This window comes from Acinetobacter sp. WCHA39 (assembly GCF_002165385.1).
Taxonomy (GTDB): Bacteria; Pseudomonadota; Gammaproteobacteria; order Pseudomonadales; family Moraxellaceae; genus Acinetobacter.
The window spans coordinates 63,680-80,288 of the sequence record NZ_NHRP01000007.1; the positions used below are offsets into that span (position 1 = coordinate 63,680).

General features: G+C 37.8%; 16 protein-coding genes. 7 read left to right on the plus strand and 9 right to left on the minus strand.

From position 1 onward, the window contains the following. Window positions 1–63 precede the first annotated feature (63 nt). On the minus strand, window positions 64–2,673 hold the full coding sequence (pepN, locus tag CDG56_RS05265; RefSeq protein WP_087547156.1) for an aminopeptidase N: 2,610 nt from the start codon (window positions 2,671–2,673) through the stop codon (window positions 64–66). 344 nt (window positions 2,674–3,017) lie between these two features. Here pepN and CDG56_RS05270 point away from each other — a divergent pair, with 344 nt between their 5' ends. Continuing rightward, window positions 3,018–3,275: a hypothetical protein gene (locus CDG56_RS05270; protein ID WP_004661424.1), complete on the plus strand. Its 258-nt coding sequence runs from the start codon at window positions 3,018–3,020 to the stop codon at window positions 3,273–3,275. A 55-nt stretch (window positions 3,276–3,330) separates the two neighbouring features. Here CDG56_RS05270 and CDG56_RS05275 read toward each other — a convergent pair whose 3' ends face one another. From CDG56_RS05275 to CDG56_RS05290, 4 genes are all read right to left on the minus strand, one after another. Beyond that, complete coding sequence (locus CDG56_RS05275) at window positions 3,331–3,804, minus strand: DUF2147 domain-containing protein (protein ID WP_087547157.1); 474 nt, start codon at window positions 3,802–3,804, stop codon at window positions 3,331–3,333. A 204-nt stretch (window positions 3,805–4,008) separates the two neighbouring features. Further along, window positions 4,009–4,446 (minus strand): DUF2147 domain-containing protein, encoded by a 438-nt coding sequence (locus CDG56_RS05280; protein WP_413772781.1) that lies wholly within the window; start codon window positions 4,444–4,446, stop codon window positions 4,009–4,011. 239 nt (window positions 4,447–4,685) lie between these two features. Then, on the minus strand, window positions 4,686–5,159 hold the full coding sequence (locus CDG56_RS05285; RefSeq protein ID WP_087544310.1) for a DUF2147 domain-containing protein: 474 nt from the start codon (window positions 5,157–5,159) through the stop codon (window positions 4,686–4,688). 145 nt (window positions 5,160–5,304) lie between these two features. Beyond that, the gene (locus CDG56_RS05290; protein WP_087547159.1) at window positions 5,305–5,766 is read right to left on the minus strand and encodes a DUF2147 domain-containing protein; all 462 of its coding nucleotides are present in this window, start codon (window positions 5,764–5,766) and stop codon (window positions 5,305–5,307) included. Between the two features lie 238 nt (window positions 5,767–6,004). On the opposite strand from CDG56_RS05290, the gene CDG56_RS05295 reads away from it, so the two are divergent. Both CDG56_RS05295 and thiM read left to right on the plus strand, forming a co-directional pair. Continuing rightward, window positions 6,005–7,165: a hypothetical protein gene (locus CDG56_RS05295; RefSeq protein WP_087547160.1), complete on the plus strand. Its 1,161-nt coding sequence runs from the start codon at window positions 6,005–6,007 to the stop codon at window positions 7,163–7,165. Between the two features lie 34 nt (window positions 7,166–7,199). Next, a complete protein-coding gene (gene thiM, locus CDG56_RS05300) occupies window positions 7,200–8,015 on the plus strand; it encodes a hydroxyethylthiazole kinase (protein WP_087547161.1) in 816 nt (271 codons plus the stop codon). A gap of 32 nt (window positions 8,016–8,047) precedes the next feature. Here thiM and CDG56_RS05305 read toward each other — a convergent pair whose 3' ends face one another. From CDG56_RS05305 to CDG56_RS05315, 3 genes are all read right to left on the minus strand, one after another. After that, window positions 8,048–8,899 (minus strand): AraC family transcriptional regulator, encoded by an 852-nt coding sequence (locus tag CDG56_RS05305; RefSeq protein WP_087547162.1) that lies wholly within the window; start codon window positions 8,897–8,899, stop codon window positions 8,048–8,050. Window positions 8,900–8,986: 87 nt separating this feature from the next. Then, window positions 8,987–9,349 (minus strand): 5-carboxymethyl-2-hydroxymuconate Delta-isomerase, encoded by a 363-nt coding sequence (locus tag CDG56_RS05310; protein WP_087547163.1) that lies wholly within the window; start codon window positions 9,347–9,349, stop codon window positions 8,987–8,989. A 9-nt stretch (window positions 9,350–9,358) separates the two neighbouring features. Next, on the minus strand, window positions 9,359–11,071 hold the full coding sequence (locus CDG56_RS05315) for an AAA family ATPase (RefSeq protein ID WP_087547193.1): 1,713 nt from the start codon (window positions 11,069–11,071) through the stop codon (window positions 9,359–9,361). Between the two features lie 159 nt (window positions 11,072–11,230). Between CDG56_RS05315 and CDG56_RS05320 the strand changes: the two genes are divergently transcribed. Both CDG56_RS05320 and CDG56_RS05325 read left to right on the plus strand, forming a co-directional pair. Beyond that, window positions 11,231–12,196, plus strand: coding sequence for an alpha/beta hydrolase (locus CDG56_RS05320; RefSeq protein ID WP_087547164.1), 966 nt, complete (start codon window positions 11,231–11,233; stop codon window positions 12,194–12,196). 31 nt (window positions 12,197–12,227) lie between these two features. Beyond that, on the plus strand, window positions 12,228–12,941 hold the full coding sequence (locus CDG56_RS05325; protein ID WP_087547165.1) for a glutamine amidotransferase: 714 nt from the start codon (window positions 12,228–12,230) through the stop codon (window positions 12,939–12,941). A gap of 410 nt (window positions 12,942–13,351) precedes the next feature. Here CDG56_RS05325 and CDG56_RS05330 read toward each other — a convergent pair whose 3' ends face one another. Further along, window positions 13,352–15,079, minus strand: a complete 1,728-nt coding sequence (locus CDG56_RS05330) for a glutamine--tRNA ligase/YqeY domain fusion protein (RefSeq protein WP_087547166.1) — start codon at window positions 15,077–15,079, stop codon at window positions 13,352–13,354. 166 nt (window positions 15,080–15,245) lie between these two features. Here CDG56_RS05330 and CDG56_RS05335 point away from each other — a divergent pair, with 166 nt between their 5' ends. Both CDG56_RS05335 and CDG56_RS05340 read left to right on the plus strand, forming a co-directional pair. Then, the gene (locus CDG56_RS05335) at window positions 15,246–15,755 is read left to right on the plus strand and encodes a peptidylprolyl isomerase (RefSeq protein WP_087547167.1); all 510 of its coding nucleotides are present in this window, start codon (window positions 15,246–15,248) and stop codon (window positions 15,753–15,755) included. An 83-nt stretch (window positions 15,756–15,838) separates the two neighbouring features. Continuing rightward, the gene (locus CDG56_RS05340; RefSeq protein ID WP_087547168.1) at window positions 15,839–16,555 is read left to right on the plus strand and encodes a UDP-2,3-diacylglucosamine diphosphatase; all 717 of its coding nucleotides are present in this window, start codon (window positions 15,839–15,841) and stop codon (window positions 16,553–16,555) included. The last annotated feature ends 54 nt before the right edge of the window (window positions 16,556–16,609 follow it).

Below are 16,609 nucleotides of genomic sequence, written 5' to 3' on the forward strand. Positions count from 1 at the left end.
TGATAATCCAGAACATATAAAAAAGGATGCTGTGACAGCATCCTTTCTGACGAAAATAATGTGTTATTCAATGTTTAGCATACTGCTCAAGGTTTCAGATACATTTTTCGATTTCACTTTAGGCTGCAACGCTTTCAATGCCCGCTGTACCTGACTACGTTGTGGTTCGGCTAAAGTATACCAACGAGACAATACTTGTAATAAACGCGAACCTAAAATTGGATTTTTCTCATCCAAATAAGCGGCAAGCACAATGAAATGATCGACACCAAAGCTCCACGTATTGACTGGATTTGCAGCTAGTCCACCACTCACTGCACGGATACGGTTCGGTGTTCCCAAATCATAATCGGCGTGCTTAGTCAGATACTCAATCGTTTCCGCTGTCGCACATGGATTCGATGCTTGGATGCTAAACCATTGATCCAGCGACAAGGCTTCATCTTTAAAACGATTATAGAAGTCATCCAAAGCATCTTGAGCCTGTGGTGCATCATTCCAGACCAGCACACGCAATGCCCCCAAAAGTTCAGACATATTGCCCGTGTTTTGATACTGCGCATAAGCCAGATCAAATACCGATTCATCGCCCTGACGTGCCAGCATATTTAGCATGATATTTTTAAGCGCCCGCACACCCATCGCCAAAGAAAACTCTTTTTGCATCTCTGGGTCTAAAGATAGATAGGTGTCTTTCCAGAATGAATCCAACTCACGAGCCAACCGATCCAACACTGCTTCACGTTTCTCACGAATCAATTCAGGCTCATAGTCTTGATCAATACGACTGCCTAGATAGTTTTCACTTGGTACATCAAATAAACGTGATGCCAATAACGGATCTTTATTTACTAAGTCAGGCAAGGTATTTTTAATTGCCTGAATATAGGTATCCACCTTATGGTCTTCTAAAAGAATACGTTCCAATAAAGTTTGTGTCGCTTGCCATTGGTTAAAGCCATTGGTTTCATGCTGAATCAAGAAGGCAAGATCATCATTGGAATAATCAAAGACTAAATTCACAGGGGCAGAAAAATTACGTAATAACGAGGCAACAGGTTGCTCAGTCACCCCTGTAAATTCAATTGTTGCTTCATCTTGATCAAATAAGTACACGCCATCTTTGACCTCATTCACAAACAGATCAGTGCTGTGCAAGGTATATTGCTCACCTGTATTGGCATTAAATAATGCCAGAGCCACAGGAATTGGCACTGCTTTGAGGTTTGGATATTTTGAATGTGCTTTCAAGCTTTGTTTGAAGCTTAAACGATAAGTCTGTGCAACCGCATCATATTCACCTCGAGCTTCTAACTTTGGCGTACCAGGTTGGTTATACCATGTGAGGAAGTTAGAGAGATCAACACCTGACCCTGCGCTTAATGCAGCAACCCAGTCTTCAACCGTCACCGCCTGACCATCATGGCGGCGAAAGTATTCATCTGTGCCCTGACGGTATTTCTGTTTGCCTAATAAAGTCGCCATCATGCGGTTAATTTCCGCACCTTTTTCATAAACCGTTGCAGTATAGAAATTATTGATTTCAACAAAATGATCTGGGCGTGGTGGATGCGACAATGGACCAGCATCTTCTGGGAACTGATGCGATTTCAATACCGCTACATCATCAATTCGTTGTACAGCTGCTGATTGTAAATCCTCAGAGAAAGACTGATCCCGAAAAACCGTTAAGCCTTCTTTTAAACACAACTGGAACCAGTCACGACAGGTAATTCGGTTGCCTGTCCAGTTATGGAAATATTCATGTGCAATGACTGACTGAACTCGCATGATCGCAGCATCAGTGGTGTATTCCTCATCGGCAAGCACACAAGAGGTATTGAAGATATTTAAACCTTTATTTTCCATTGCACCCATGTTGAACTGACTGACCGCGACAATCATGTAGTTATCGAGATCATACGGACGACCATAGTGTTCTTCGTCCCAACGCATCGAATGCTTTAATGCTTCCATCGCGATATGGCATTTTGGAATATCTTTCTCAATCGCATAAATTTCCAGGGCAACGTCACGCCCCTCAGACGTGGTATAACGATCTTTCAGTACCGCCAAATCACCAATCACACAGGCAAATAAATAGCTTGGCTTTTTGGTTGGATCTTGCCAAATTGCAAAATGACGACCTTCCCCAGCTTCACCCGTTTCCAACAAGTTACCATTTGCAAGTAATACTGGATATTTCTTATCTGCTTCTACCCGTGTCGTAAACTCAGCAAGCACATCTGGACGATCTGGATAGAATGTAATTTTACGGAAACCTTCTGGTTCATTTTGGGTAACGAACAAATCACCTGCTTTATATAAGCCTTCAAGTTGCGTATTGGATTCAGGATGGATAATCACCTGAGTTTGAACAATGACCTCATCTGGTGCATCAGTGATCACCAATTGTTCAGTATCCAAATGATATTGTTCAGCGCTAAGGGTTTGCCCATTCAATTGAACCGATTTTAATTCAAGATCACGACCTAACAGAACCAATTCGCCTGCAGTCTGACGTTGCATAACCAGTGTAGAATCGACAATCGTATGATCATCATAAACTTGAATATTTAAATTAATTGATTCAACCAAGAATGATGGCTTTTGATAATCTTTTAAATAAATCGTTTGATCTGCTTGTACAGGAGGCTGTGCCGCAATATTCATCAGTATTCCTTATCGTTCATCATGTCGGATGGTCTTGTTATCAAGACTTCTTGATTAGTCGATCATACGCCAACTTACAAAAGCTGTCTTTAAGCCCATATCTTAGTTTCAAGTATTTTTATTGGGGTTTAGTTCAGTAATTTTCAAATTAATCGATTAAAATGGAATTCTGTTTAGAAAGAATAACAACAGTTATTTCTAATTTTAAATAAAAGCTACAAAAATAACCAAATTCCAAGGTTTGAACTACATTTTTTTTATGTGCTTTACATTTTGTGCACGGTTATTGCTTAAGTTTATATGCCAATGTAGGTAATACAATCAAACAAGCGAGGGTTAAGACGATGGAATTAAAAGCACACTTATATCGTTTAGAAAATATTAAAGCGATCCATGATCTTGCAAAAGCAGGTGTGGATCATCATGTCATTTCCGTTTTTTTAACAGCAGAAGGAATCGAACTCAGCAGCTTAGAAGTAACGAATATCGTGAATACCTATGATGAACTTGGAAAAGAAAAATTACCAAGTAAAAAAGTCCAAGCACTTATCAACGCCAAAAAAATCGGTCAGGAGGACGAAAACTTACCATGCCCTGTTTAACTTTTACATTTAATAAAAAACCTCGAAATATTTTCGAGGTTTTTTATTACACTAATTAAGGATTTGCACTATCTGTACGAATCCAGACCACGGTGCGGCCCAGTGCAGACACTCCCATATAACCACGCATACGAAGACGCTTTCCTTCGCCAGTTACAACACCCTTGCCTTTGTAGATGCGACCCGAAGTCGGTTCCAACACACGACCATCTATATATGAGTCAGGTTTATTTGGATCTTCCCTAAATCCAGATAAAATCTCCAAACCCAGAATGGGTTTATTTGTATTAGGAGCTGGGCACTTGGTACAGTTCGCAAGGGAAAAACCACGAGCATTAGGATAACGATAAACAATTTTCCCATGAAAGCGACCATCTGATCCTTTACGGATTTCAACAATCGAAAGTTGCTCACCTGTACGTTCTTCAATACTTTTCCAATAACCTTCGATCGAAGCTGAAAAAGCAGTCATGCTTAAAAAAGCAATAGAAACTCCCATGATTCCTTTCATAAACATTTGATTTAGCATACTAACCCCGTCTTTTAAAAACTAGCCCATTCATCTTTATAGGTTTAATTATTTAAACTTATCACACTTCACTAGAACTTTCACTCTTCTGGTGCGTTCTTTTGCTTTAAAAAACTTATCTAACTGATATAATTCATGTAATCAATAACATTATTTTTTAAATACAAAATAGATTCTTCACATTTCTATCAACTTACAAGATTTTTAAGGATTGGCATGATCCGTCCTTAGCCAAACCACAGTCCGCCCTAAAGCCGAGATCCCCATATAGCCACGCATACGTAAACGCTTACCATCACTCGTTACAAGTGCCTTGCCTTTGTAGACCCGGCCACTGGTTGGTTCCATTATTCTACCATCAATATACGCATCTGGATTTTCAGGATTATCTTTGAGCTTTGATAAGATTTCTAAGCCAAGGATTGGATGATTGGTATATGGCTCAGGGCATTTAACACAATTGGCTAACTTAATACCGTGTGCATTGGGGTAACGATAGACAATTTTGCCATGATAATAACCGTCACTGCCTTTTCTAATTTCGACAATTGAAAGCTGCTCACCCGTACGATCATCTATACTTTTCCAGTAACCCTCGATTGAACTTGCATAACTACTAATACTTGTAATAGCCAATGCCATTCCGATTAGGCATTTCTTTAATGAATTTTTATACATAGAAGCCTCAACGTTTTGAATAAGAAAAATATTTTTTATGCACGATCTCTTAGGATATAGCATAAAAAACCTCTCTGATTCAATATCAAAGCATTGAAACTGATCTACATAGATGAATTCATAAAATGACTAAAAGACGATTAGACATGAATTCATTTAGATATAAACCCAGATATTGAACCAAATTTATTTGTTCAACAGGGTTATGGATTGGCACTGTCAGTCCTAATCCAAACTTGGGTACGACCTAAAGCAGAGATCCCCATATATCCGCGCATGCGTAAACGTTTACCATCAGCACTTAACTGAGCTTTGCCTTTATAAAAATTGCCCGTTTTAGGTTCGAGTATTTTTCCGTCTATAAAATGGTTTGGATTTTTAGGGTCTTCTCGCAAACCTGATGCGATCTGAAGTCCTAAAATAGGTTTGTTTTTGAAAGGCTCAGGGCATTTCACACAATTGGTTAATACACTACCACCTGGAACAGGGTAACGATATACAATTGTTCCTGTATAAGTATTATCAGGTTTCTTTTTAATTTCTACGATTGAAAGCTGTTCGCCCGTACGGTCATCAATACTTTTCCAAAAACCTTCAGGTGTCATCGCGAAATTAGCAGTTGCGAATAGGGCAAATGAAATTCCCACGATTCCTTTCATGAGTGAATGTTTTTGCATAATATGCTCTCCCTAAGTGCAAAATAGATCCATCTGATATACATTTTTATTCCAATGTTCTTAGACAGTCAACAAGACGAGTGGATATTTAATTGTTTAAAATCACAATAAATTTTAAGCAATTCATCTATTAAAAAAGAAATGATTACGGGTTCGCACTATCTGTGCATATCCAAACCGTATTTCTACCCAAAGCTGAAATTCCAACATAACTGCGCATATTTAAATGCTTACCATCAGCACTTAACTGAGCTTTGCCTTTGTACACTTTTCCAGTTTTGCTCTCTAAGATGAATCCATTAATAAAACTATTTGCTTTATTAGGGTCTTCAACCAAACCAGTTAAAACTTCTAAACCTAAACGTGGCTTTCCTGTATACGGCGGTGGACAGTTAACACAATGTGTTACGATCGCCCCTTGCGCATTCGGATAGATATAAACGATTTTTCCGCGATAAGTGTTATCCGCTGCTTTCTTGATTTCAATAATAGTCAGTTGTTCGCCTGTCCGATCATCAATACTGCGCCAATAGCTTTCAATTGTACTTACATCTGAGAGAATACTTGTAAAACAAGCAATTAATGCAATAGAGCATTTCAACAATATTGATTATTCATCCTTATCTCTTCCTACTTCTAAAACAAACTTAATAAGATCTTTTAATTGGGACAGAAATTTACCATATTTTAAAAAATGGATAAGCCACCTGCTTAGCTTTTATATAAAATTCAGTGGATTAAATCTCAATACAAAACCACTTTTTCAGTGCAAATAATCTTTTTCTCACTCCGAGCACGAGCAATGTATAATCCTTTCATTTCGTGGTTATATAGGTTTATTGTCAATGGATTTACAGATTCTGCAAAAGCAGTTAGATGAAAGTAGCCATTGCCCATTGTGCCAAGCATCCATGTTCTGGATTGAAGCTGAGCAATACTCACAAGAATTCCAATTTCATGAATGTAGTCATTGCCAACATCGTGTATTTAAAAGTGACAGCAAGCTGAATTGCCATTGTGCTCAATGCACAGCTCAGCGCAAAAAACAAACTCAACAAACCATTTTACAAGAACAACGTAAATACAAAGTCAAAGATGAAGTGATTTATAGCCTGAATCAACTCAGCTTTATGCATAAATTATTTTTACTAAGTTTATTGGACAGTTATGCTCGTGAAGATGTACAGCATGATGAATTCATCCACTGGAAGAACATTAAATATCATGATTTCACCCCCAATTATTTATTTCAAAATCAACTCGTTCAAGAGTTACTCAAATTAGGCATCTTTAAATCACAAGATTCGAGCCTAGAACCAGAACATTTTTATCTTAATCTTCGGCTTGATGGTTATTCTGATCCGAGTCTATTTAGTGTAACCCAACAATTGCGCCATTGGTTTTATGAGAATCTAAGTTTAGGTATTCCCTTCAAAACAACAGATGAAGTTAAAGATGCTTTGTATTTGATTCTTTATCAAGAAATCGTCCAGTTCATGCAGTTTTATTGTAGAACTTGGGGAATTCAAATTGCAGGCAATCGCTCCTTTCAGGCCTTTTGCTATCGCTTGATGGAAGGACTCGCAGTGGGTCAAATTTTTTACTTAATTCAAACTGCGTTAGAGTATCTCTATAAGCAAAACGCATTGCAGCCAAGAAACGATAAATTTATTAATACCAACTTACTCAAAAAGACATTAGCACAATATCGTGAACGCGCTGTGGCTGAACGTTGGGAAACCACGACATTACCTCGCCCATACACCATTCCATTTAGTAAAATGAGCGAAGTATTATTATTTAAATTCTTGGGTTATGACGAAAGTGTTTTTATTCAACCTGTCTGGAAATCTTGGCGCAAGATTGAACCTCGTTTAAATTTTTATGCAGTAAAGCGTTGCATGTATTGCGGTTCAAATGATCTTGTAGTCGATTATGATGCTACAGACTATGTATCATTGATTTGTCGTCGATGTAAGCATCAAGACCACTACTTTACGCGTTAAACTATTATTTTTGTAAATTTTTAAGGGGTGATGAATGTCACAAAAACAACAACTAATTGAACAAGTGATTGAAGCTTGGCAAGCTCTTCAGCAACAAGCCCCATTGGTACAATGTATTACCAATAGTGTCGCCAATAATTACGTCGCAAATATCTTACTTGCAGCTGGTGCATCGCCCGCAATGATCGACAATCCATTTGAAGCAGCAGATTTTACAAACATTTGTGCAGCTTTAAGCATCAATATTGGTACACCGACGACTGAACAAACTCAAGCGATGCTCATTTCTGCTGAGACAGCACAACAGCAACAAAGACCATGGGTACTCGATCCTGTTGGCTATGGATCAATCCTGAAATGGCGTAGTGAAACTGTTGATCAATTACTCAAGTTTCAACCTACCATTATCCGCGGCAATGCCTCTGAAATCAGCACTTTAGCGGGCAGTCAAGTTCAATCTAAAGGCGTTGATAGCACATTAAATAGCCATGATGTTTATGCTCAAGCAAAAAGCTTGTTACAGCATACTGAGTGTGTTGCGATTTCTGGTGAATCTGACTATATCATTTCCAAACAATTGGATATCGTAATCAAAGTAAATGGTGGTTGCCATTTACAGCCTAAAATTACTGCAACAGGATGCGCTCTAGGTGCATTAACCGCCGCTTATCATGCAGTAACAAATTCAACCATTGCGGCGCTTGCTGCACATATTCATTTTGCTATTGCAGGCAAACTGGCATATGACAATGCTCAAACAGTTGGAAGCTTTAATGTTGCTTTTTTAGATTATATTCATATGCTCGATGATAATTTAATTCAGCAATATTTAGACATTGAAATTTTATAATTCAGCTCTGCTTAATTAGCAGAGCTTGAAAGCTATTTCAGTAATAAATAAATGTCTGTGATCAAATCACATTCATCTACATCATGAACAAAGTTGTGGTAGTGAAAAAAGACGGGAAAATCCCCTACTTCACGTGCTGATTGTGGCAACCAGTCCCGATATAGATAGTAAACACTGTCTTTAATATGATCGTGACTGCCCAAATGCCGAATCACGGCATAGTTACCTTTGGGAAGTGTACCTGTGCTTACACCGTATGTATTTTCAGGTATATCCGCCGTGATTGTTCCAGCAATGTCAAAACGGAATTCATCACTTAAAGTCTGTTCAGGGTCAGAAAATGGAATACCGTAGGTGCGGCTTTTTGCTATAGGAGATAATCCCGTTTCTTTGCGCCACTGAATAAATTGTGCTGCCGTTTCAAATACACGTTCTGGTGCGCCATGATGAGAAATAAATGCGATTTTCTCTTCTGCTCTTTCTACAATATTAACGTTCATCATGATTTCTCTCGGAGGTAAAGAAAAAACAAACTTTTCATGCCAAGACGACCAATGCGGCTGTTCTCTAAAAGCACTTGGGGTTTGATCAAATGAACGTTTAAATGCGCGGCTAAATGCTTCAGGGCTATCAAAACCAGACTGTAAAGCAATATCAATAATTTTAGTGTCAGTAGAAAATGCAAGTTGAAATGATGCTCGTTTTAAACGACACAACTGAATAAACTTCATCAGATTCACACCTGTATTCGCTACAAAAATGCGATGAAAATGAAATTTAGATAGTGATGCAACTTGACTCAACATATTCAAATCTAGCTCATCATCTAGATGTTGCTGGATGTACTCACATACACGTTGCAACTTCTGATCATATAGCGACATACATTTAACTCAATTCATTTGATGAAAGCTAATTTGCCAGATTCATATCCTGTAAACTTGATCAGAATTGCGGATTTTCAAATCAAATTAAATCATCGCCTTAAAATAATTCTCTTTTGGCATATCAATCACTTCAACACATAATTGAATTGAATATTCAGCCTCATTTTTTAGATAACCTTTTTGTTGTAACAATCGGAGTAATGCCTCACCTGCTGCTTGCTTCTGAACTTGGGTTCGTCCACTCAAAATATAAAGTTTTAGATGAACATAAGCTTCTTGATGATCCTCCAACCCAATTAAAAAAACCTCATCTTTAAAAATGCGCGACTTAATATCATGGGCTCTAAATAATCCAGTCTCAACCAATACTGTATTGACTAGCTTAAGAAGTTTTTGCTGATCAAGATTAGTTAAATTTGCTGAATAATTTGCAATTAGATGAGGCATTTAAATCCCTTATTCGATAAACAGTAACGCTAAACGTACTTGATCATAAGCCATGCGCGGACTTGTAGCTTCCACAATTGGACGTAACTTAATTGAACCATCATCGGTAAAATGCTCAGGATTTTTACGTTTGTGTAACCGTTTATAAATCTTACGAACTTCTTCAACGACTTCATCACCAGGGTTAGCAATGGAAATATCTAATCCTTGCTCTTTATGCAATCGCGCAAGATGGTTAATAATCGTTGCAGGCGTTAGCCCTCGCTCATGGGCAATATCTTCAATTTCATAACCATCTTCAAATAAAGCACGCGTCTCATCTAAGGTCGCTGCTGCATAATTTTGTTTTTCGCCTTTTGAAAGTTTTTTCTCATTACGTGCAATTTCAGTTGTATTCAACGTACCACCACAATGACGAATAAAGGCATTATGCTGTGGCGTTAGATCAATATTTTCAAAATTCACTTCTGCTTCAGTCGATAATTCCTGAAAACGGCGGTCTGCTTTAATTGCTAAACTATCCAACTCTAATGCTTGTTCATTAAACCCAAGCAATTTCAGTCCAGTCAGTGACTTTAACCGAGACAAAGCGACATAACCCTGACCTTTTTCAAAAGTATGCGTTAAATTAATTTCTGCTGCTTCTAAAGTCATACCCTGACTTTTATGAATGGTAATCGCCCACGCCAAACGTAAAGGAATTTGCTGATAACTTGCAATCACCTTGCCTGCTTCATTTTCAATTGACCATGTTTCTGGCTCAACAAGTAATGTCGTTCCATCTGTCAATTTGACTTTTGGTAAAATCCCTTGTTTATCATCTTCCTCAAAACCAATCACTTCACCTAAACTGCCATTGATATAGCCCATATCAAAGTTATTTTTGACAAACATCACTTTGGCATGCTTTTTAAGGGTCAATTCTTCAGGTGCGCGTACCGAGGACTTCAGTGTTTCGATTAATTTTTCATTACCATCTAAAATAGCATTAAATTGATGACTTTCATTCTCAATTTCGTTCAGATGCTGATAATTGATGTTATCCACATCCATATTATGTGTGTATAAACGGGTAAAGGTTTCGCCAATATCGTGCTGACGCGATTGTTGTAATGCGAAAATATGATTCTGCTGAATGCTCTGTGCTCGAATCGCATTTAATATCTGATTTAAAATTTCATCATCCTGACGGTGTTGCTCAGTCAAATAGCAAACCCGAAATTTTGCTTCAACCCACGCTTCAGACATGAAGCAAAATTTATCTCGATTACTTTCATCTTTCTTACCTACTGGTGGTAACTGGAAAAAGTCACCTGCAACAATGACTTGAATTCCACCAAAAGCTTCATCACTTTCTTTGAAGTATTTAAGCACCTGATTGACTAAATTAAGCTGTTTGGCATGCAGCATTGAAATTTCATCAATAATCAAGACTTGGGCATTTTCTAAATGCTCTTTTAGATATTTACGCTCTTTCATACGCTTAAGATCATCATCACTCAAACGATCTTTAATTCCAATCCCTGCCCACGTATGAATGGTCATTCCATTCATATGCGTAGCCGCGATCCCTGTAGAAGCCGTAATCGCAACGGGGACTTTTCGCGCTTTAAGATAGTGAATATATTGATTTAGCGTATAGGTTTTTCCTGCACCCGCGGAACCTGTTAAAAAAACATTTTCCCCAGCTTTAAGTAACTTCAGTGCAGTCTCTTGTTTCATAATTTCTTCAGTCAAAAACAACAGCACATAGCTTAACGATTTTTTTGTAAAAGTAAAAACTCAAACTGATTTTGAGAACTGTTTGTATCTCACTTTTACATTGACATCCAAACATTTTCATTTAATGTGTTTCTTAATTAATTCAGATTAGATATAAAAATGAACATTTCAAATTCATATAAATATCGAACAGATATATTGGGAGAAGATTATCAGCAACTCACTTTAAATTTTGCTGATGATTATGATGGGAAAGTCGTTGCAACATTAGTTCGCAAGAAATCAGCTCAAGCCACCAAGAAAGCAGTTCTATATATTCATGGTTTTTGTGACTATTTTTTCCAAACAGAAATGGCAGAACAATTTAACCAGCATGGTTATGATTTTTATGCTCTCGATCTCAGAAAATATGGTCGCTCAAAATTACCGCATCAGAAGTTTTATTATCTACTCGACTTACGTGAATATGATGCTGAAATCACTAAAGCACTCGAAATTATTGGCCAAGAAAATCACAATCAAGTTTTACTTGCTGGGCATTCAACGGGCGGCTTAATTACAACGCTATACGCCGCACATTACCCAGATCATCGCCTGATTAAAGCACTATGGACCAACAGTCCTTTTTATGATTTTTATAAAAGTGTAATAGAGAAAAAAGTTGGTATTCCCTTATTAAGCGAGGTTGGCGAACGTTTACCAAATGCTAAATTCCCAAGTGGCTTAAATCAATGGTATACACCAAGCCTACATAAAGATTTCTATGGTGAATGGGATTTCAACTTAAATTGGAAGCCCAAATCACTCCCTTTTGTTCATTTATGTTTTGTAAATGCGATCCACAAAGCACAAAAAGAAATCCATCGCGGTATTAGTTTAAATATTCCAACCTTGATTATGCATTCACACCAATCCAAATATCCCAAAAAATGGGGTGTTGATGCACAGCAAAGTGATGTGATTTTAGATGTCAAAGATATGACACACAATGCAAAGAAAATGAAAGGTGATGTACAAACCTTAGCAATCAAAAATGGCTTACATGATTTAGTCTTATCTGCACCGCCTGTGCGAAAGAAAGTCTATGAGGATTTATTTTCTTGGCTTGAACAAAAAATGCCTTAACTAAGCTCTATTTATAGTGATTACACAGATTATGGATACTTCAATTTCTTTGCCTAAAACAGTTTATGCAATTCAACATCTTGCATTTGAAGATTTAGGTTCATTAGAAGATATTTTTTATCAACTCGGTTTCCGTGTTCGTTATTTTGAAGCGGGTGTGGATGATCTTAAACCCGCTTTAAATTATGAAGGTCTTACCATTATCCTTGGTGGACCAATTGGTGTTTATGAAACTGAAGACTACCCTTTTCTTATAGAAGAAATTGAAGGCCTTAAGCAACGCTTGAATGCGAATAAACCAACTATTGGTATTTGTTTAGGCGCACAATTGATCGCACATGCATTAGGTGCAAAAGTCTACGCAGGTCATCAAAAAGAAATTGGTTGGAGCCCATTAGAAATAAAAAATCTTGATCAAAACCCATTATCAGGATTAGAAAATATTCATGTCTTACACTGGCATGGTGATACTTTCGATTTACCATCACAAGCAACTTTACTCGCTAGCTCAGAAATTTATCCAAATCAGGCATTCGCCGTGGGAAATAATATTCTAGCTTTACAATTTCATCTTGAGATAAACCAACACAGTTTTGAGAAATGGCTCATTGGCCATACGTGTGAAATACGGCATGCAGGCTTATCAATTCCTCAGTTACGACAAGCTAATTTAGATTATGCTGAACAATTAGAAAGTAAATGCAGGGCAATTATTGAATTTTTTTTAGAAAAACTTGATGATTGAATTCATGACTCGAAAACAGTATGTTTATGATAAATTTAGACATACTATTTGCCTAACTTAAATTAATTATTTGAAAAATAGAATATTACACTTATTAAAATTTTATTACAGAAACAAACATTAAGACCAATAAGTAACGACAGTACTCGCAAGCTATTTTCTAAAAAAGCAATAAAATAACATTATTCATTTACACTCTTTTAGTTGGAATAAATATATGATCAAGTTAATAAAAAGTTTTCACTCAATCAATACTTATTTATTCATTTCGACGGTTTTACTTATTTCAATGATTATTTATTTCTACCACATAAATCCATAATATAATAGAAAAACCCAATTTAAAATTGGGCTTTTCCATGTCTAAACTAAATTCTTCGAGCTAAAAAGAGTTCAAATTCGCCTAAAGGTTATTTCTTCTCTACTTTAAAGCTATCTTTAAGATCAAGAATGCGGTTGAATACAGGTTTATCAGCATAATGATCATGTTGATCTGCAACAAAGTAACCCTCACGTTCAAACTGGAAACGATCTTCAGGTTGCGCTTGTGCCAAAGCAGGCTCAATCACCGCTTGAACGACTTTTAATGATTCAGGATTTAGATTTGCCAAGAAATCATCATCTGCATCTGGCGCAGCTTCGGTAAATAAACGATCGTAAATACGAATTTCAGCAGGTATACCTTTCGTTGCAGAGACCCAATGAATAACCCCTTTGACTTTACGACCTTCAGGGTTTTTGCCTAACGTTTCAGGATCAATTGAACATTTAAGCTCAATTACTTCACCATTGGCATCCTTGATTACTTCATCACACTTGATCACATAAGCATGGCGTAAACGCACTTCGCCTTCTGGAATCAAACGTTTAAATCCTTTTGGTGCAACCTCTTCAAAGTCTTTACGATCAATATAGATTTCACGTGTTAAAGGAATGATACGTTCGCCCATATCAACATTTGGATGACGTGAATGAGTTAAATCTAATTCTTCAGGTAAATTAGTCAATGTGACTTTTAATGGATTCAGTACAGCCATTCCACGCGCTGCGGCATTTTCCAAAGATTGACGGATACAGAACTCCAGCATTGCCACATCCACGATACCATCAGTTTTTGACACACCGACACGCTTACAGAAATCACGCAAGCCCTCTGGGGTAAAACCACGACGACGCATCCCCACCACGGTTGGCATACGCGGATCATCCCACCCATTGACATGATTGCCTTCAACCAATTTACGCAGTTTACGTTTAGAAGTAATCGTATAATCAATATTTAAACGGGATGATTCATACTGACGTGGAACTGCTTGCGAATGCACTTTTTCTACCACCCAGTCATAGAATGGACGGTGATCTTGGAACTCTAAAGTACAGAGTGAATGAGTAATCCCTTCAATTGCATCTGACAATGGATGAGCATAGTCATACATTGGATACATTTTCCACTTATCACCTGTCTGGTGATGTTCTGAATGCAATACGCGGTAGAGAATCGGGTCACGCATATGTACATTCGGGCTTGCCATATCAATTTTGGCACGTAAAACCGCTTTGCCCTCGCCCAACTCACCATTACGCATTTGCTCAAAACGCGCCAGATTTTCTTCCACAGTCGCATTACGGTATGGTGAGTTTTTACCTGGCTCCACAAAGCTACCGCGATTCAACTTGATTTCTTCAGGTGTTTGCAAGTCCACATAGGCATCCCCCTGTTCAATTAATTGAACAGCCCACATGTAAAGTTGATCGAAATAACCAGAAGCATAGCGAGGCTCACCATTCCAGTTAAAACCTAACCACTTCACATCATTGGCAATACCATCAACATATTCTTGTTCTTCGGCATCTGGGTTTGTATCGTCAAAACGTAAATTACATAGACCATCAAATTCTTCGGCAATACCAAAGTTCAAACAAATTGCTTTGACATGACCAATATGCAGATAACCATTTGGCTCAGGCGGGAAACGAGTTACAACTTTTTGGGTACGACCTTCTTTTAAATCATCGGTAATCACCTGACGTACAAAGTCCAAGCCTGCCTGTTGTTCTTGCTGCGCGGCATCGACAGAGGCATGAGTATTCGGCGTCGGGGTCTTTGGCAGTTCTGAAACAACATCATTTGGCTTCATAGGGTGTAAATCACTTCTTACAGTTAAAAATGGGAAATAAAAACGCAATCTTTACTATTTATGAAAGATTTTAACGTTTTTTACTTGCCTTGTAGTTTACAGTTTGCTTATGCTTCTCTCAACCAAAAACCCATGGTCACAAACCCATGTTTAGGAGATTAATGTAATGAGTTTTCCTCAAGTCGAATTAAATACCAATAAAGGTCGTATTGTTCTTGAGCTTAACGCTGAAAAAGCACCAAAAACGGTTGCAAATTTCTTAGAATATGTACGCGACGGTTTCTATGACGGCGTAATTTTCCACCGTGTGATTGATGGTTTTATGATCCAAGGTGGTGGCATGGACGAAAACTTCAAAGAAAAAGCAACACGTGACTCAATCGAAAATGAAGCTGACAACGGCTTAAGCAACGATGAAGGCACAATTGCTATGGCACGTACACAAGCCCCTCATTCTGCATCTGCTCAATTCTTTATCAACGTAAAAAATAACTCTTTCTTAAACCACACAGCGCCAACTGCACAAGGCTGGGGTTATGCGGTATTTGGTAAAGTTGTAGAAGGTATGGATGTTGTAGCTGCAATTAAAGGTGTGCGTACTGGTAACCGTGGTTACCATGCAGATGTTCCTTTAGAGAACGTTGTGATTGAATCAGCTAAAATTATTGCTGAGTAATAACCCCTGCCAACCTCCCTTTATAAAGGGAGGAAAGTCCCTCTTTTTAAAGAGGGATTTAGGGAGATTAAAAGGAAAAAAGTGTGACCTACCTGTTTATTTCAGATCTACACTTGTCACCTGATCACCCTCGACTCGTTCGAGGGTTTTTGGCTTTATTGAAACAATATCAGGATAAAAACACACACCTCTATATTTTGGGTGATTGGTTTAATGCTTGGATTGGGGATGATTACACCGCCCCGTGGTTAGATGAAATTGTCAGCGCTTTGCAAAAATTCACCGCAGCGAATAACCAAGTTTATTTCCAAGTGGGGAATCGTGATTTTGCCTTAGGTCAAAAATTCTTAAAGCAATTTAATGGGATTTTATTACCTAACGTTTATACCTTAAATATTCAGCGACATACGTTCCGACTGGAGCATGGCGATGCGCTCTGCACTGATGATGTTGCCTATCAGCGTTTTCGCAAAGTGATTCGCAATCCCATCTTATTGGGGCTAATAAAACGTACCCCTCTCAGCTTTAGACAAAAGCTCGCCAATGGCTTCCGTAAAAAGAGTAGTGAAACCAAACAACTAAAAAGCTATGACATCATGGATGTAAATGCAAAAGCAGTTGAAAATGTCATTACTGAAGTCGATTATTTAATTCATGGCCATACCCATCGCCCTGAAATTCATCAAGTGTTGAATAAACAACGTATTGTTTTAGGTGATTGGCGAGAAGACTCCGCTTGGATTTTAGAAATTAACGAACAAGAAAATAGCAGCTTGGATTTTAAAAAGTGGACCTATTGATCTTTATTCCATTCGACTTTTATCGATACCAAAATCACATTTAGACACTTTTCC

Bases quoted from the DNA above. Each gene is read 5' to 3' on its own strand.
- pepN (WP_087547156.1), bottom strand. From the start codon at position 2,673: ATGAATATTGCGGCACAGCCTCCTGTACAAGCAGATCAAACGATTTAT.
- CDG56_RS05270 (WP_004661424.1), top strand. From the start codon at position 3,018: ATGGAATTAAAAGCACACTTATATCGTTTAGAAAATATTAAAGCGATC.
- CDG56_RS05275 (WP_087547157.1), bottom strand. From the start codon at position 3,804: ATGCTAAATCAAATGTTTATGAAAGGAATCATGGGAGTTTCTATTGCT.
- CDG56_RS05280 (WP_413772781.1), bottom strand. From the start codon at position 4,446: ATGGCATTGGCTATTACAAGTATTAGTAGTTATGCAAGTTCAATCGAG.
- CDG56_RS05285 (WP_087544310.1), bottom strand. From the start codon at position 5,159: ATGCAAAAACATTCACTCATGAAAGGAATCGTGGGAATTTCATTTGCC.
- CDG56_RS05295 (WP_087547160.1), top strand. From the start codon at position 6,005: ATGGATTTACAGATTCTGCAAAAGCAGTTAGATGAAAGTAGCCATTGC.
- thiM (WP_087547161.1), top strand. From the start codon at position 7,200: ATGTCACAAAAACAACAACTAATTGAACAAGTGATTGAAGCTTGGCAA.
- CDG56_RS05305 (WP_087547162.1), bottom strand. From the start codon at position 8,899: ATGTCGCTATATGATCAGAAGTTGCAACGTGTATGTGAGTACATCCAG.
- CDG56_RS05310 (WP_087547163.1), bottom strand. From the start codon at position 9,349: ATGCCTCATCTAATTGCAAATTATTCAGCAAATTTAACTAATCTTGAT.
- CDG56_RS05315 (WP_087547193.1), bottom strand. From the start codon at position 11,071: ATGAAACAAGAGACTGCACTGAAGTTACTTAAAGCTGGGGAAAATGTT.
- CDG56_RS05320 (WP_087547164.1), top strand. From the start codon at position 11,231: ATGAACATTTCAAATTCATATAAATATCGAACAGATATATTGGGAGAA.
- CDG56_RS05325 (WP_087547165.1), top strand. From the start codon at position 12,228: ATGGATACTTCAATTTCTTTGCCTAAAACAGTTTATGCAATTCAACAT.
- CDG56_RS05330 (WP_087547166.1), bottom strand. From the start codon at position 15,079: ATGAAGCCAAATGATGTTGTTTCAGAACTGCCAAAGACCCCGACGCCG.
- CDG56_RS05335 (WP_087547167.1), top strand. From the start codon at position 15,246: ATGAGTTTTCCTCAAGTCGAATTAAATACCAATAAAGGTCGTATTGTT.